The 15,650-nt window shown below is 58.6% G+C and carries 11 protein-coding genes; 2 read left to right on the top strand and 9 right to left on the bottom strand.

Features of this window, described 5'->3' with window-relative positions; all coding sequences use genetic code 11:
• On the bottom strand, positions 1-935 hold a 935-nt coding region (locus INT40_RS19215; RefSeq protein WP_193096767.1), incomplete at its 3' end, for an MFS transporter.
• A gap of 98 nt (positions 936-1,033) precedes the next feature.
• Positions 1,034-2,044, bottom strand: coding sequence for a carbon-nitrogen hydrolase family protein (locus INT40_RS19210; protein ID WP_193079003.1), 1,011 nt, complete (start codon positions 2,042-2,044; stop codon positions 1,034-1,036).
• Between the two features lie 140 nt (positions 2,045-2,184).
• On the opposite strand from INT40_RS19210, the gene INT40_RS19205 reads away from it, so the two are divergent.
• Positions 2,185-2,952 carry a TrmB family transcriptional regulator gene (locus INT40_RS19205; RefSeq protein WP_193079002.1) on the top strand — a complete coding sequence of 256 codons (768 nt, stop codon included), beginning with the start codon at positions 2,185-2,187 and terminating at the stop codon, positions 2,950-2,952.
• A gap of 673 nt (positions 2,953-3,625) precedes the next feature.
• Here INT40_RS19205 and INT40_RS19200 read toward each other — a convergent pair.
• From INT40_RS19200 to INT40_RS19170, 7 genes are all read right to left on the bottom strand, one after another.
• Positions 3,626-6,997, bottom strand: coding sequence for a molybdopterin-dependent oxidoreductase (locus INT40_RS19200; protein ID WP_193096766.1), 3,372 nt, complete (start codon positions 6,995-6,997; stop codon positions 3,626-3,628).
• A gap of 34 nt (positions 6,998-7,031) precedes the next feature.
• Positions 7,032-8,459 carry a short-chain fatty acid transporter gene (locus INT40_RS19195; RefSeq protein ID WP_193079053.1) on the bottom strand — a complete coding sequence of 476 codons (1,428 nt, stop codon included), beginning with the start codon at positions 8,457-8,459 and terminating at the stop codon, positions 7,032-7,034.
• A 688-nt stretch (positions 8,460-9,147) separates the two neighbouring features.
• Positions 9,148-10,773: a GMC family oxidoreductase gene (locus INT40_RS19190; RefSeq protein WP_193079054.1), complete on the bottom strand. Its 1,626-nt coding sequence runs from the start codon at positions 10,771-10,773 to the stop codon at positions 9,148-9,150.
• 478 nt (positions 10,774-11,251) lie between these two features.
• Entirely contained in the window at positions 11,252-11,977 is a 726-nt protein-coding gene (locus tag INT40_RS19185; protein WP_193096765.1) for an SDR family NAD(P)-dependent oxidoreductase, read from the bottom strand.
• 244 nt (positions 11,978-12,221) lie between these two features.
• On the bottom strand, positions 12,222-12,659 hold the full coding sequence (locus tag INT40_RS19180) for an HIT family protein (RefSeq protein ID WP_193079056.1): 438 nt from the start codon (positions 12,657-12,659) through the stop codon (positions 12,222-12,224).
• 286 nt (positions 12,660-12,945) lie between these two features.
• The gene (locus INT40_RS19175; RefSeq protein ID WP_319022031.1) at positions 12,946-13,740 is read right to left on the bottom strand and encodes an MBL fold metallo-hydrolase; all 795 of its coding nucleotides are present in this window, start codon (positions 13,738-13,740) and stop codon (positions 12,946-12,948) included.
• Positions 13,741-13,961: 221 nt separating this feature from the next.
• Positions 13,962-14,822, bottom strand: a complete 861-nt coding sequence (locus INT40_RS19170; protein ID WP_193096763.1) for an enoyl-CoA hydratase/isomerase family protein — start codon at positions 14,820-14,822, stop codon at positions 13,962-13,964.
• 106 nt (positions 14,823-14,928) lie between these two features.
• Between INT40_RS19170 and INT40_RS19165 the strand changes: the two genes are divergently transcribed.
• Positions 14,929-15,477 (top strand): TetR/AcrR family transcriptional regulator, encoded by a 549-nt coding sequence (locus tag INT40_RS19165; RefSeq protein ID WP_193096762.1) that lies wholly within the window; start codon positions 14,929-14,931, stop codon positions 15,475-15,477.
• Positions 15,478-15,650: the final 173 nt, after the last annotated feature.

Below are 15,650 nucleotides of genomic sequence, written 5' to 3'. Positions count from 1 at the left end.
GTCGGGGGCGAAGAGGAACTTACCAACGAGTCACCACGCTTAGATCCGAAGAGCCACGTTAGTATTACGAGGCCGATCAAGAGAATGATTCTTCGTCTCCCCAAAATTTGACTCAGGTGTCCAATCGCGGGGAATAGGACCGCACTGATGACCGCAGCTGTCAGCATGATGGAGTTGACAGTCGACGTCTCTACCCCAAGGCCCTTGAAGTGGGTAGCGAAAACCCCGATGCTCCCGTTCATGGTGAACCAAACGCCAGTCATCGTCACACAGGCGAGCAGGAAAACGCGGACCACCTCTCGCGTGAACAGGTTTCGCATTCCAGCACTGCCGTCCTTCTTTTTTGCCCATAGGTCCGATTCCGGGACGGCACGTAGGTACAGGAAGAAGAGTGCGGAGGTCAATATGAAACCAATGAAAAATGGTATTCGCCAACCCCACATCGAGTATGAAGCGGTTACATCACCTGCGGGGAATAGCGCCAGGGTCGACATGGTGACCAGCGTGATAAACACCAGCGATAGCGGAAACCCGACATTAATCAAGGCGCCATACATCCCACGGCGTTCTGCCGGAGCATGTTCCATCGCGAGAGGGTTGGCCGCGCTATATTCGCCACCGAGGAAGACTCCGTCGAGGAGCCGAAGCGCGATCAAGAGTACAATAGACAGCATCCCGAGCGTCTCATATCCAGGCATGAAGCACATGGAACCGGTGCAGATCGCGGCTCCAGCTGCTGCGATCAGTGTTGTCTTTCTGCGACCGTACCGATCTCCTATAGGGCCAAAGATCAGTGATCCGAGTGGTCTGCCGATGATCGAAGCCGTAAAAATAAGACCGGCAAAGATCGCAGTTTCTTGGATCGATGCACCTGCAGGTTCGAAGTAGACCATTGCTGGCGCAAGAGCAATCACAGGCAGATAGATATCGTACATATCAGTAAAAAACCCGAAGGTTGCTCCGAGTAGTGCGTTTCGTGACTTTTTCGATTGGCGGCTTCGTGTGGGGCGTTCGATAGATCTGGTCCGTGAACTCATAATTCCACCGTTGCGGAACCCACAGTGTTGTCGGTGACAACTGTAATCGGTTGATGACGGGTCTGGTCCATCGTCAGTTTGAAAATATCGAACCGGTTGTAGGTGCCGACTATGTCTTGCGCCTTTTTCGGAATTATCTCCTCAGAAAGGTCGATATCGGCGTAGAGGATGCCTTCATTCCCGTCGACAGGCCCAGCCATGATCTCCCCTGCTGGGTCAAGAATGAGCGATATCGGACGAGAGGAACGCAACTTCGCAGTCATCGCTGCGTCGCCTTGAGTTGTCGCGTCGATGGCATCGTCACCTAGCGCTGTTGCGGCGACAATGTTAAACACCTTGCCTTCGAAACAATGCGCAGCTGAACGGATCCTTATGCTCTCAGTCAGGTTGTAGTCTGCTCGAGCTGAACTACTGTCGAAGGGCCAAGTCGCGGGATACGTGGAAATGTGGAGGCGTTCGCCTTGAGCCAGCAGCGCATACCGCGCGAGTGTGTTGGTGTTTTCTCCGCAGATGAGCATACCCAAGTTCAGACCACCCAGTTCAACGGGTTTGAGATCGTGGGCATCACCGTGCGACCAGGTCAGTCTCTCGTAATACGTGGCGACGAGTTTCCTTCGGTGATTGATCAGTTCCCCATTCTCATCAAAAATAAGATTCGAGTTGAATAGCTGCCCCAGCGAATGTGCCGATCGTTCATTGATGCCAACCGAGAGTAGGACATCGTTTGAACGCGCGATTTCTCCAAGCCTCTTGCATTCCTCCCCAGGGACGACCATCGCCTGCTCAACCAGACGTCTGTGCAAATCGTGCTGATCAATCGGAGGAAGCACTCCAGCCCAAGTAGGAAATCCAGGTAAGAAACTTTCGCCGAACACGACCAACTTTGCGCCGTTGCCAGCCGCCTCTGCGACCAACCCCTCCAATTTGTCGATTGACTCTTCCGTGTCGAGGAAGACCGGGGTGGCTTGCACTGCCGCTACTCGAATTTTTGGACAAACCTCAGGCATCCTGGCTCCTTTTGTTGCTCGCGAATGACAAAAGGTGAGATCGGTTCACCAATGACATCTATGTCATTCAGGCTTATCTTGCAGTTGTGTATGGTCTATCACAGTTATTTTGTTGACGTGTACTGACAAATTGGAGACTCATGATTGAACAACTTGTTGCGTTGGGGTTGTCGCGTGCTGAAGCTGCCTTCTATGTGGCAGTGTTGACACTCGGCACACCTTCAGTGGCCCAGGCGAGCAAAGAAGCAAAGATTACGCGCACCAATGGATATGAAATCTCAGGGCGGTTGATACAACGAGGACTACTCAGCCACATCCCTTCGCGGTCAAACACCAGTGCGCGGGGCCGGCCGGGGGCCTTCATCAGAGCGAACAGCCCTGAAACACTTCGCTCACAATGGGAAGTTGAAGGAAAAGTTCTCGATGACGTACTTCCTCAGCTCCATGCCATCGCTCACAAAAAGTCGATGGTTCCTCGTGTGAGGTTCTTCGAAGGTGCACTCGGGATCAAGGCTGCCTTGTTCGAAACACTCGATTGGGGAAACGAGTTGTACGGAATCTTCTCCATGCAAGACCTGTTGGAAATTCCGGGACGGGACGAGATGGGCGAATATATTGCTGGACGACGAGATAATGGAGTTTGGTTGAATGTCATTCGTTCACGTGAGAGAGACGAGCCTTCTGGGTGGCCAAGCGACCCCGATGACTTCAGACTCATGCGTTACGCTCCGAGTGGGGAAGTCTTCACAATGACGACAATTATTGCCGATTCGGCGGTCTGTGTGATCTCGTCACGTAACGAGAACTTCGCGATGATGATCGAGAGCGAAGAATACGCGACTACGCAACGCTCGTTGTGGGATGTTCTGTGGCAAGCCAGCAGCGAAGAGAAGGACAGCGTCAAATAGTTTGTGTACCGGGTCTCTGTTAAAGAGACAGAATGGTGACGGTGACGTATGCACACTCTAACCCGATCCAGGCAAACGAAATCCTTGGCTATTTGAAGGCCCAGTCCTGGATGAAAGTTTCGCCAAAATCGATTCTGTCAAAGGTGCACTCACAGGTGCTGGCACCCTTGTCAAGTTCCGGGACGGCCTTATAGATTGTCAAGCGATTCCGAGATCGACTTTGAGACTATTAATTACTTCTTTGGCAATGAATCGTTTCAAACAACGAATGACGTCTTTCTTAGACAACCCCTGGTGTCGCTGACGCTTCATGTAGGCGATGGTCCTCTCGCCGTATAGCAGCCGGCACACAGCTCAATTGGCCTGCTAATCACCCCACGATGGAACTGCAGCCGATTCGATTTTCCTGACGAGACGAGTATCGGAGCTGTCTCACACAGTCGGGCGAGGGCTGCCTCCGAGGTCGACCGGTCGATATTCTCGCCGGTATAGATCACGATTTGAGTGGCATGTCCGGTGCTGATCAGGACTCCGCAGCAGCAGAGCCGGGTACTGCTGTGCTGTCCGTGGGAACGTTGTCTTCCACCGGTCTTCAGGAGCCTGGGGATCGAGCAAATTGCCACTCCGGGAATCTCTGTTGCCGACGGGTATGCAGCCCGCGGTGGTCTCGTCTCTACACGTCGAGTGTCACATCTCCGATCGGCACAGCGATACAGGTCAAACAAGCGTCATCAAGTGGCGCATCGCCGAGGTGGGCCACTGATCCCTTGAGGATCTGCACGGCACAGCTTTCACATTGACCGACTCGGCAGCCGCTGGGCAGACGGTACCCGTGGCGTTCTGCGGCGTTCAGGATGGTTCCGTCTTTCGGTTCCCAGGTGAATGCGGTTTCCTCGCCCAGGCGTACCTCAGCCAGCGCCAGATTCTTCGGTACTTCGACTGTGGAAGCGAAGTCCTCACGGAATATATCGAATTTAGGGACCCCACGGGCGATCAGATCATTAGTGACCTGATCCATCATTTCTCCCGCGCCGCAGAGATAGATCAAAGGACGTTCGTCCAGGGGCAGCTCGGCGTCGCTTAGGGAGAGCCGTCCCCCGAGATCGAAATCGATGCCTGCCAGGTCATGAGGCAAGGGTCTCGAATACCAGACCCTCGACGTCACTTTGGGTGATTGTGCCACCAACTCGCGAAGTTCATGACGGAACGGATGCTCCTGAGAATTGCGGAACACCGACAGCATCGATACAGAATTCGGGCACTGACCACCTTCCTTGAGTGAGCGCAGATAGCCGACGAATGGAGTGACGCCGACGCCACCGGCGACCAGGATCACTGGCCTATCTCCACTCATCGGAGGGGTGAAGGTTCCCTGCGGGCGCTCCAACCAGATTCGCGTCCCGGCTCGAACATCGTCGTGGACGAAGCCGGAGACATGCCCTTCGGGAATGCGTCGTACTGCGATGTCGAAGGTGCGGTGATCTTCGCCGCCCCTAGTGACGGAGTAAGCCCGAGACGGACTTTCTTCGGTCTCTGCCAGCAACACGTGCTGCCCCGGCCGGAAGCCCGAACCCAATCCTCCGCGAACCGGGGCCATGGTCACCCCCTGCACAGAGTCCGATTCCTCCCACACTTGAGTCACTTCAACTTGTGTTCGGCCGGCCCAGTTTCCCTCGTTGAAGCTAGGTTCTGGTCGAAGTTCGCAGGCGACTGCTCTTAGCGGCACCGAACCGCTCGTCGGGTCGTGCTCGTCATCGCTGAGCACGGCGTTGATGTTGAGGGTGCCGTCTCCCACGATTGGAGTTCGGGACATTCCAAGTGGCGGGCAGTCCTCCCACCATCCGAAATCGGCGAGTACGACCGTCGGATGCAGGTCTACATCAATGCGAATGCGAGCACGTGTGGTCCCGAACTCGGTCTCGAGCTCGGCCCAGTCACCCTCTTCGAGGCCCCGGTCTGTGGCAAGTTCAGCGCTGATGTCGAAATGCGGATCGGGTGCACGACGGCGCAAGGATGCAACGTGTCGGTGAGAAGTGTGCACATAGACACCGTTCTTGTGTGTCGACAGTATGAGCGGGAGCCCCTGTCCGGTGCGGTTGCCTCTGCGTTGAGTGGCGATTGGTTCGACGAAGCTGGGCAGCGGTCGATACCCATGGTCGAACAACTGCTCGGAATACAGCTCAACACGTCGAGTCGGTGTGTCGAAGCCCGTGATAGTTGTGTCGGCACGCCGATCGGCATATTTCGTTCGCGATACCTGCTGAGGCACGCGAACATGATGATCGCCGTCGAGGAGTTCCTCTATACTTACTCCCGTCGGTTTGAGATGCCAGTTCCATCCGGCGCGCACATCACCATTGAAGAAGTGATCATCAAGTCCGAGCTTCTGCGCCAGCGCGATGGCGATGTCGTAGTCGGCGCGAGACTGACCGATCGGCTGGATCATCTGCGGTCGGAACTGGATGTACTCCACCGCTTCCTGAGTGATCTCGAAACCGACACGAAGCGCTTCACGCTCCCACGGAGCGTTGGCTGGAAGCACGTAGTCGGCCATTTCGGCTGTCGGATTCATGAACATGTCCACGTGAACGTAGAAGTCCAGTGCTTCGAGCGCTCGTCGAGTTCTCTTGCCGTCAGCCTGGGACACGCTCATATTGTTGCCGAAGCTCACCAGGGCCCTGGTCCGGTACGGTTCGGCTTCCAGTGCGGATCGACAGAAGTGCCGAGCAGTTGTCCACCCCAGGCGCGGGGGGCCGAGTGGCAGATCTTCGAGTCCCAGAGCTTTCTTCTGCTGCTCTTCACTGAGGTCGGAATAAGGCGCAAGTGGATTGAGGGCCGGTGGCTGCAGCCACAGATTGCCTCCGTCTCGATCGCAGGAGCCTAAAAGTGAATACAGTGTCGCTATCGATCGCTCGGTCTGCGTGGCATTGGAGTGCTGTCCGACACCGGTCCATGAGTGGTAGGCGACCCGACCTTGGGTGCTCAGCAATTCGTAGAACTCAGTGATGTCCGCCGGATCGATAGTGGTCATTCGTGCCACTTCGTCGATGGTCCAGCGATCACAGTGCTCGTCGAGAAGCGCGAACGCCGGTGTTCCCTTCAGCGGTTCACCGGTCGGGGTCACCATTGAGACATGTTCATCGAGGATGACATCGCCGGGGCGTTCGAGCTCTTCCTCGGGGTCGTAGGCGCGTGGTCCTGCTGCGTCGTGGACGACGAAGGTGTCGTGCGATCCATCTGGCCAGATCTCATCGCCTCGGATGAAGCGTCCTGTGGATTCATCGACAAGCATCGGAGCATTGGTCCATGACCGGATGAACTTATCGTCGAAGGAGCCGGAGCGCAGCAGGTATCGAATTCCGCCGAGGGCAAGTGCGGCGTCGGCCCCTGGACGGATTCGCAGCCAGAGATCGGATTGCTGTCCGCTGCCGGCCCGTTTTGGATCGATCACGACGACTTTCGCCCCGCGCGAGCGTGCATCTGCGATGCGAGTGGCTTGAGCCAACCAGGTGCGGGCTGGGTTGTGGCCCCACAGGATGATGGTTTCGGCCGATTCGTAATCTGGTGCTCCGATGCCGCGACCAAAGGTGAGGGCGTGTGCATAGTCTTTGTGCCAGCCGCAGTTCTCAACAGCAAAGATGAGGTTCGGGCTGCCGAAGCCCCTGACGAGGCGCTCCACCCACTCGATGCTGTCGACAAGTGGCGTGCCTGACGGAGTGGTGGCAGCGAAGGCGACGGATTCGGCTCCGGACTCTTGTTTGAATTCTTTGAGGCGTTGGGCGATGTCTGTGAGAGCCTCCTCCCATGAGACCTCTTCCCAACCGGGGTCGTCACTGGCGCGAGGACTCGTTCGGCGCAGCGGCACCGTCAACCGTCGAGGACTGCCGACGATCTCAGGGGCCGCTCGACCCTTCGCGCACAGGGCACCACCCGTGGGATGGTCCGCTAGCGGTAGGACCTCGACCAACTGCCCGTTTTCCACAACGTTCAGGGAGCCACACCTGGAGCGGCACAGAGTGCAGTAGCCAGCGATCTGTTCAGCCATCAGTCAATCGTCCTAACCATTCGTTGTCTCGGATTCAGAAGAATAGCGGTGCCAGAAGGAAGGCGCCCGTTCCGATGACGCACGTCACTATCGCAAAGATGATGAGAAACCCCATGATGTCGCGGAAGGACAAGCCACACAAGGCCAGCAGCGGAAGGGCCCAGAACGGCTGCAGCGCGTTACTGGACATGTCGCCCCACATGTAGGCGATCGTGGTCAGGTCGAGCGGCACATTTAGAGTTTGCGCCGCTTCCCCGAGGTAAGGCGCTTCAATGGCGAATTTCGAACCTCCCGAAGGGACGAAGAAATTCAGAATGCCCGAGTACCAATAGAGGAACACGGGATACGTGTGCTGGGTGGCAATCGCGGCGAAACCTGAGGCGATCCTCTCGCTGAGCCCGGTCGCAACGATCATCCCCATGATCCCGGCATAGAATGGGAACTGGAGCAGAATTCCCCAGACGAAAGTTCCTCCGGTCTGAGCAGCAGTGAGGAGGGCTTTCGGAGTCCCATGCAACAGGATCCCGAGGAAGATGAAAATGAAATTCACCGAGTTCAGCGTCAAGCCCTGGAGAATGCCGTCTTCCAGCGAGCTAAAGTAAATGACGATGTAGACCAACCCGAGAGCACCGATGGTGATGTTGACCCAGCGCGAGTTCTCAATCATCTCCACAGGTGAACGTCTGCCCTGATTTCGATTGGCTCGACGGGCTTCGTCTTCTTGTCTGAACTCGGCAGCGAGCTTGTCCCGAAGCACCTGTGGCGGACTGACCGTCTTATCACTGGGAGGCTGAAGCCGAACTGCCGTGATCGTCCAGGCCACAATGGTGACAACCACAAGTATGAGATTGAACGGTGAAAACACGGTCTCGCTCATCGGAATGACCCCGAAGTAATCCTCGGCGAAGTGCCCTGGTGTTGCCACCAACAGTCCTGCCGAAGAGGACAGCCCGGCGTGGAAGGTTCCGGCCATGCCAAGATAGGCGGCGGCCACCAGCAGCCTGTAATCCGCCTTCGTATTTCGTGCCGCGTAGTAGCGAACCAGGATTCCTGCGGCAATCAGTCCGATTCCCCAGTGGATCCACATCAAAATCATGCTGGTCAAAGCAACAGTGGCGACGGTTCGCAGAGGACCCGTCTCACGGTCGGCAACCCAGATCAGGGCACGCCGAACTGGCGGGGAGCTCGCGACGACGTAACCGCTCAGGAGCATCAGTGCCATCTGCATGGCGAATTCGAGCAATCCCCAGAATCCGTCGCCCCATCCACTGACGATCGTCCCGGCTTTCTCCAGACCATAGCCACCCGGAGTGAGGAAGAAAGACAGCGCGCCAGCAACTAGCGTCAGGAGGACGACAATCACCCATGGATCTGGGATCCACCGGGAGCAGACGTCACTGAGAAAATTCGAAAAACGGTCGAGCGGTCTGCGGGGACGGCTCTGTTGAATCGTAGATTTCATGAGGCTCCTCAATTCGCGTGAGTATGCTCGTCGCGGTCGGCGGTGCGCAGCACGGTCAGGCCATATGCGGCGAGGACGAATCTCAGCTGCAGGGTGTCGCTGTCCGTAAAGGACAACCAGCCCCTGGATCGGCGGCAGTCCACGGTCCTGATTGGTCTCGGAAACCGAGGCGAGCTAAGTGCCGACGAAACCGCCGACTTGCGCAACCATGTAGAGCGGATGCCCAGAACGCAGGTCTGTTCGGGTGCGAAGCGGCGAGTTCTTCGTCGCCTCACCGGTGAGCAGAGCCTATTCCACTGCATCGACGGCGTCCTCATAGGTCAATGTCCGTTGAATATCCGTCGCCGAAACGAACGTCAGGGGGCCGCCCATGTATGTACTCTCCTTTGAGTCATCTTTGTTGTCTGGTTCGGATTGGTAACCGATTTCCGGACGATGGAAAACCAAGAGCCAAGAGGACCGGCCACCCACTTCCTCACGCTGCCCAACTATACGACTGGTCTATTAGAAGCGCAAAATCTCCTTCACACTCATCTGAAGAACCGCGAGGCCACTTTCCACGCATTGCTTAGATTTGCCAGCGGAATGGTTGGCCCGCGTAGGTATGGAGAATAAATTTTCGATGGCGGTTCGGGCAGTGATCACCGCGACACGGTCGAACGGCCGGGGTTGGTAACCGTTCGCGCGGTCAGCCGTGTTCGGCCACGAGAATCTCCGCTGCCCGCTCACCGACCACCATGGAAGGCGCCATGGTATTGGCGACCGTCACATGGGGCAACACCGAGGCATCGGCGACGCGGAGGCCCTCGATTCCATACACCTCGAGCCTGGCGTCCACGACGGCGCCTTCATCCCGCCCCATCCGGGATGTTCCGCTCTGGTGCCAGTAGGTCTCCACGGCGTTGCGGACAAACAACTCAACCTTGTCAGTCGCCGAAGAAGCGGGTGACACCTCCCGCTTGGCGAAAGGGCGAAGCGCTATGGAGTTGCCGACCTCTCGGGCCATAGCAACAGCAGATAGTGCCGAACGCAGGTCGTTAGGGTCAGCGAGGAAGTTCGTTTCGATACGCGGTTTAGTCAGCGGATCTGTACTCGCCAGGCGGACCCGACCACGACTGCCGCGTCGCAGGCGCATGGCAGGCATCAGAGTGAAACACCGCTCAGGCGGCGGGTACTGCGCCGCGCTCTCGTGGGAGACGGACGGCGCTGGCGAAACGTACATGACAAACTCGGGCGCACCAGGCCGTGTTTCGTCTCCCCAAAAGCAGACGGCTTGACTTCGCGTGGGCACCGGCAGTGGCACGTCGCTCGCCTCCCACATGCACGGCAGGCGTATGTGGTCGTCAAGGTTGCGGCCGACACCTGGAAGGTGCTGGACCACAGGGATGCCCAGGGTCCGCAATTCCTCTTCGTCTCCGATCCCGGACCGCATGAGCACGGCCGGGGTGCCGAGCGCGCCCAGGGACAGAACCACCTCTTTCGAAGCGTGGGCACGTATCACCTTGCCGTCGCGCACGAGCTCGACCCCGCGCGCCCGGCTCGAGGACAGCAGGACACGAGAGACCATAGTGTATGGAAGTACGGTGAGGTTCGGCTGCCCCACACGGTCGGCGACGTAGCGGCGGAAGGGAGTCTGCCGCACTCCGTTGTGGATGTTTTCGTCCCGCACGGCACAGCCGGAGTTCGACTCCATGAGGTTGCCGTTGGAGCTGTCGAAACGGGAGAAGCCGCTGGCCTCGACGCCGTCGAGGAACGTGGTAAACAGCGGGTGTACGTCCTGCGACGGTTGAATCTGCATCGGTCCGCCCGTGCCCCGACGTTCGGGATCGGCCGTGCCCTGCCAGTCCTCGATGCTTCGGTAGTGTTCCAGTACGTGTTCGTAGCTCCACGCAGGATCGCCCGCGGCCTCAGCGTAGTTGTCCCAGTCGCTCCGGTGGCCACGTGCCCACACGCCCGCGTTGACGGCTCCTCCCCCGCCCAGCCCGCGGCCTGTCGAGTAGGCGAGCCGGCGCCCGTTCAGCTGCTGGTTCGGCTCCGTGATGTAGTCCCACGTCCGTTCGCTACCAAGGTTAGCCGGCCAAAGGTCAGGGTCGCGCACACGCTCGTCATCGTCGTCACCGCCACTTTCGACGAGCAGTACCGTGACGGCCGGATCTGCTGCAAGTCTGCCGGCTACGACGGAACCGGATGAGCCGGCACCGCATATGATGTAGTCGAAGGTAAGACCGTCGTCGATATGGTCAGTGAGTTCGAGCCGATGTGGGGACGAGTCATCCATGGAGTCTCCCTGTCGGTGATATCGTTTCATTGTCATCGTCTCCTTTGAGATGGGGGTGTTGGACGGTTGGACGCCTGTAATCGTGCCGCAGCTGATACCTCGGAGCGAGGACGCCGTCTTGGTTCAGCCACTTGCTTCGAATGGGCTAGAACTATCGCTCGATTTCGAACTGCCGCCGGGGGCAACGCGAAGATGGCTTTCTGCCGCAACTTCGTTCGAAGGTATTATCCTCTGAGTTATTCTCCGCGAAATCACGGCCATGCGGAGCGCGAGTTCCCCACACACTGTGCTTGTCCGCAAGTCGAGACGAGATCGACCATGTTTTGTGACGGTCTCGACGGCGTGGTGGAGGTGTCTCCAGTTGACGGTAGCCGAGGAGGATCTCGGGGCTTCTCACATAGGAGAAGGCGTGCTCGAGGACGCCGCGGACCTTGTGATGAGCAGGGTCGTCCCTTCCTCGCCCACAGCGTCTGAAAGCCTCACCATCTGGCTAATGTGACCGTCCGAACATGTCCTAATCAACAATGAATTTATCGGCGACCCTATCCATCTGCCAGTCACCGGGCAGCGCGTTGTAGACTAATTCCGGTTCGGTGCGCTCTGTGTATAACTCCCAGTACGCGTTCGCGATGGCGTCGGGCTCTGCATCGGGCTCGCCCTGGCCAATCGCCGCTGCCAGAGCCACATGAGCTACGTAGATCCCCCGGCCAGCCAGGGAGGCATGCAGGTTCAGTGCCCAGTTGCGCAGACCCCCGGTGGCAATCTGCACGTTCGCTACTTGCGGGAAGATCATCGGGCCAGAGCCTGCTCCAGTGGTAAAGACAATTGTGCCCTTACCGCGGGACAGCATTCCCGGCAATACCTGGCGGACGGCGGTAATACCTCCACGGATGTACATGTCGAACTCGGGCAGTACTGACTCAACAGTCACTTCGCTCGCGTCGATGAGGGGCCGAGCCCGCAGGTCGGCCTTACTTGGCGCGGGTGAGAACTCCAGGACATCGATCCCGCCGAACCGTTCCTCCACGGCTGCCAGTGTGGTACGCAAGCTGTCTGGGTCACTGACGTCGGCGGGGAACGCCTCTGCGTCGCCACCCTCGTTTCGAAGAGTTGCCGTAAGCTTTTCGAGCGGCTCACGACGCCGCGCGAGCAATGCTATGGAAAAGCCTTCGCGCGCAAAACGACGGGCGATCGACATCCCCAGCTGAGGCCCTGCCCCTACAATTGCAAGTGTGCTCATGATGGTTTCTTCCTCCGGCTCTCTCGTGCCTAGTTGGCCCCGCCTACTTCACGTATAAGCAGAAACTTTGATGCGCCGTCAACGGATGCACCCGGACTCGTCTCGTTCTCGCTCCATTACTTCCATTTCGCCATCGCCATTTACCTGGACTGCATCAGTGTCGCGATAGAGCGACTGGGTCGCAGGCTTACTCTGCGTAGCTGAGCAGACAATCGACTAGGCTTGAAGTCTGAGCGAATGTATTTCACGCTCCAGGTCCAGCGTCTCGGGCCTGTTCATAACCGAGTTCGAGCAAGGCGACGCGGAGTTTGTCCGCAGCAGAATCCAGTGCTGACTGGTTTTCTTCTTGTTTGACCTCATTGAAATTGAAATCGGACATATCCCAGACAGGGGCGACATGTATATGCATGTGCGGCACTTCGAAGCCTGCGATAACCAGGCCGGCTCGCGGAGCATCCCAGGCTCGCTGCACCCCTTGACCAATCGCCTTGGCCACCTCCATGCAACGCCACAAGATGGCCTCGTCGGCATCCGTCCATTGATCGATCTCACGCCGTGGAACTACAAGAGTATGTCCAGGCCGCAATGGTGCGTTGCTGAGAAATGCAGAAACTTCAGAATCTTGCCAGACGATGTTTCCAGGTGCCTCACCAGCAATGATACGGGAGAATAGTGTAGTCATAAATAAAATCCTTTCACATATAGCAAGCGGCCCTATTCCAGGGCCCCTCGGAACATGGAACAGCATGGGTTCCTAGAACGTCTTGTTGTCGTTCCTTCGTCTCCATGGGTTGAGAATAGGCGAGGGTCAGGAAGACCTGTACGAGGATTCACTACCGGGTCGGATCAATAGTCTCGTGTAAACGACCACTTTTCATGACCCAACTCGGCCCCTATTTCTGGTGACGCGGCGAAGAGCTCACAATGCCAGGCAGGTTGTCCACGTGACCGGTGCTGGAGAGCCCAGCTTAGGCCAGTGGTACCCATGTGAAGGCGTCTCCAGCGCGCCAGACCTTGCCAAAAGGGACGTCGGCGAAGTGGATGCCGAACCCGATGGTTCCCTCGTCAGCGAGCTGGCTGAGCATCTTGCGCCGGAGCTTGGACGACTCACCGGCTGTCGCTTCTCCGACGATCGCCCAATCCGGATGTTCGACCTGCACCGGGGAGTGCATGACGTCGGCAAACGCAAGCAGCCGTTCGTCTCCGGACGTTACCTCGTACCCCATTTGCCCGGCCGTGTGGCCGGGCAAAGCGACGGCGCGTATCCCTGGGAAAATTTCGTCCCCGTCGTCGACTATACGCACTTGTGGAGCGAGGGCATCCGCGATCTCATCCGTCACTCCAAACGTCGTATTGCGGTCTTCCCACTCCTTGTGAGACAGCTGGTACGATGCATGCGCGAAGGCGGGGCGGGCATCACCCGGCGCCGGGTGCGCGGCCCAGCCCAGGTGTTCAATGTGGAGGTGAGTGATCGCGACCGTTTCTATCTCGTGAGGTCTACGTCCGAGTTTGGCGAGACTCTCCACGAGCGAACCGCCGTACATCGACGCCATGCCGTGTTCCATCATTGAAACCGGCTCGGGGAACGGGCCGTAACCAGCGTCGATCAACATTGCACGCTCACCGTGCTCGATTAACAGGCCCCCGGCGCTGATCGACAACCAGCCGGACTGGTCCAAGTACTGGCCGTTCCGCGCCCACATCTCATCCGAGGTTGCCGGGAAGAGGCTTCGCGGAACCATCTTGACCACGCCGTCCGGCACATAACTTAAGTTGAGCTCCCCGACTCGCAACGAACGGATACTCGCTGGCCGACGCAGCCTGCCCTCGGTGTTTAGACTCCGCATTTCTGCCTCATTCCCGCTCTGCAATTCATTACAGAACACTCGTTCTAGACTGATGGTTCCCGGGGGTAGATCGCGCAAGTAATTGAGGCGTCGACACCGTCACAGTGTGATTTCTGGCTTGCACAATCGGCGGCCATTCAAGAGCGATGGGCCCAGGGGACGGATTCGAGTAGGCGCTCCAACTGTAGTTCGCCCTCGCGCGTCTGCCCGCCGTGGTCCATCACCACGCGGAGCCGATCGACGACGTCGTCCGGGGAGGGATAGACCTTGGCATGGGCGGCCGCCTCCTCCGCCAGATCCGGCACCAAACCGCTCGCCTCTGCAGCGTCCAGCGCCTCCTTCGCTGCGGTCGCCACACCGTCAGGAAGGCCGGCGATGCGGCGGGCGAGAGCGTCGACGAACGCGTCGAGGCGTTCATCCGGTATCGCGCGGTTGATCCATCCGTAACGCTCGGCAACAGAGGTGTCGAACAACTCCGCCCCCAACACGATCTCCAGGGCACGCGCCCGGCCAACCAGCCGGTTCAGATACTGGGTGCCGCCCCCGCCAGGAAAAATGCCCATTAGCGACTCCGGCTGAGACAGCCAGGTCCGATCCGAGGCGGCGAACCGCATGTCCGCAGCCATCGCCAACTCGGCGCCACCGGCCCGTGCATAGCCGCGCAACTTCGCGATCGTCACCTGCGGTAGCCTCCGCAGCCGCTCGTTGAGCTGCTGGAGAGGGTTGAGGTCGGTGTCGGCGCCGGGGTCGGCCAGAGCCGTGAGTGTGCTCGGATCGAAGGACCACTCGAAGTCCGCGTGGGCCGAGAAGAACTCAGGGTTAGCCGACTGGAAAACGATCACAGTGATGCCGTCGTCGACCGCCACCTCGTCGGCGAACGCCTTGAGATCACTGGCCAGGGTGGCGTCGACCGTGTTCACCGGCGGGTTATCAATGGTCACCCAGGCAACCCGATCCTCCGCGCGGACCACCAGGGATTTGAATCCGTTATAGCTCATCGCTGTGCTCCTTAAGGCAGGGTGGTACTTCGACCACCCGAATTTGTTTAGTGGATATTGCAGAATGACTGTAACATATTTGTTTAGCGTACGATACAGTTTACATATGGCAGGCAGACCAAGGACTTTCGACAAGGACACAGTGCTCCGGATAGCGGTGCGCGCTTTCTGGGAGCGCGGATACGACGGGGTGAGCGTGGCGGAGCTGTGCGCGGAGGCGGAGATCGCCGCGCCGAGCTTGTACGCGGCCTTCGGCGACAAGAAGGCACTTTTCGAGAAAGCGTGCGCCCTCTACACTGCGCATCTTGACGAGGACCTGGAAAGTGACTTGTCAGCACCTACGGCACGAGAAGCAGTCGAGCGCCTACTGCGGTCATCGGCCGAGCACTTCACCGCACCCGGACAGCCCCCGGGCTGCCTCGTTATGGGTGAGCCGCGGCTCACCGAAAGGCGTGACAAGACACGCAACATAATCCGGGCGCGCCTGAGACGGGCCGCCACCGAGGGGGAACTCACATCCGTCGCCGAGGCCGACTCAATCACTGCGTTCGTCGACACCGTACTGGCCGGCATGGCTGCCCTGGCTCGCGACGGCGCCAGCCGGGCCCAGCTTCTGGACGCGGCCTACTGCGCCGACCGGGTCTGGCCCGGATAGCGTTTCTCTCGGACTCGACAGGGCCGCGAACGTCGCCTGCACACCTCGACCGGCGCCAGCATCTTCACCACCCCTATCCTCGTCGCCACCACGTCCGCGACCCCACCCTGCCGCCCACACCCGCCGTTAAAACAGCTCAGAAGTCCGACGCCATACCGCGTGCCACGGAATGC

Source organism: Brevibacterium sp. FME17 (genome assembly GCF_014897515.1).
GTDB lineage: Bacteria > Actinomycetota > Actinomycetes > Actinomycetales > Brevibacteriaceae > Brevibacterium.
The sequence above is the reverse complement of the archived record's forward strand: the minus strand, read 5'-3'. Positions and strand labels throughout refer to the sequence as shown.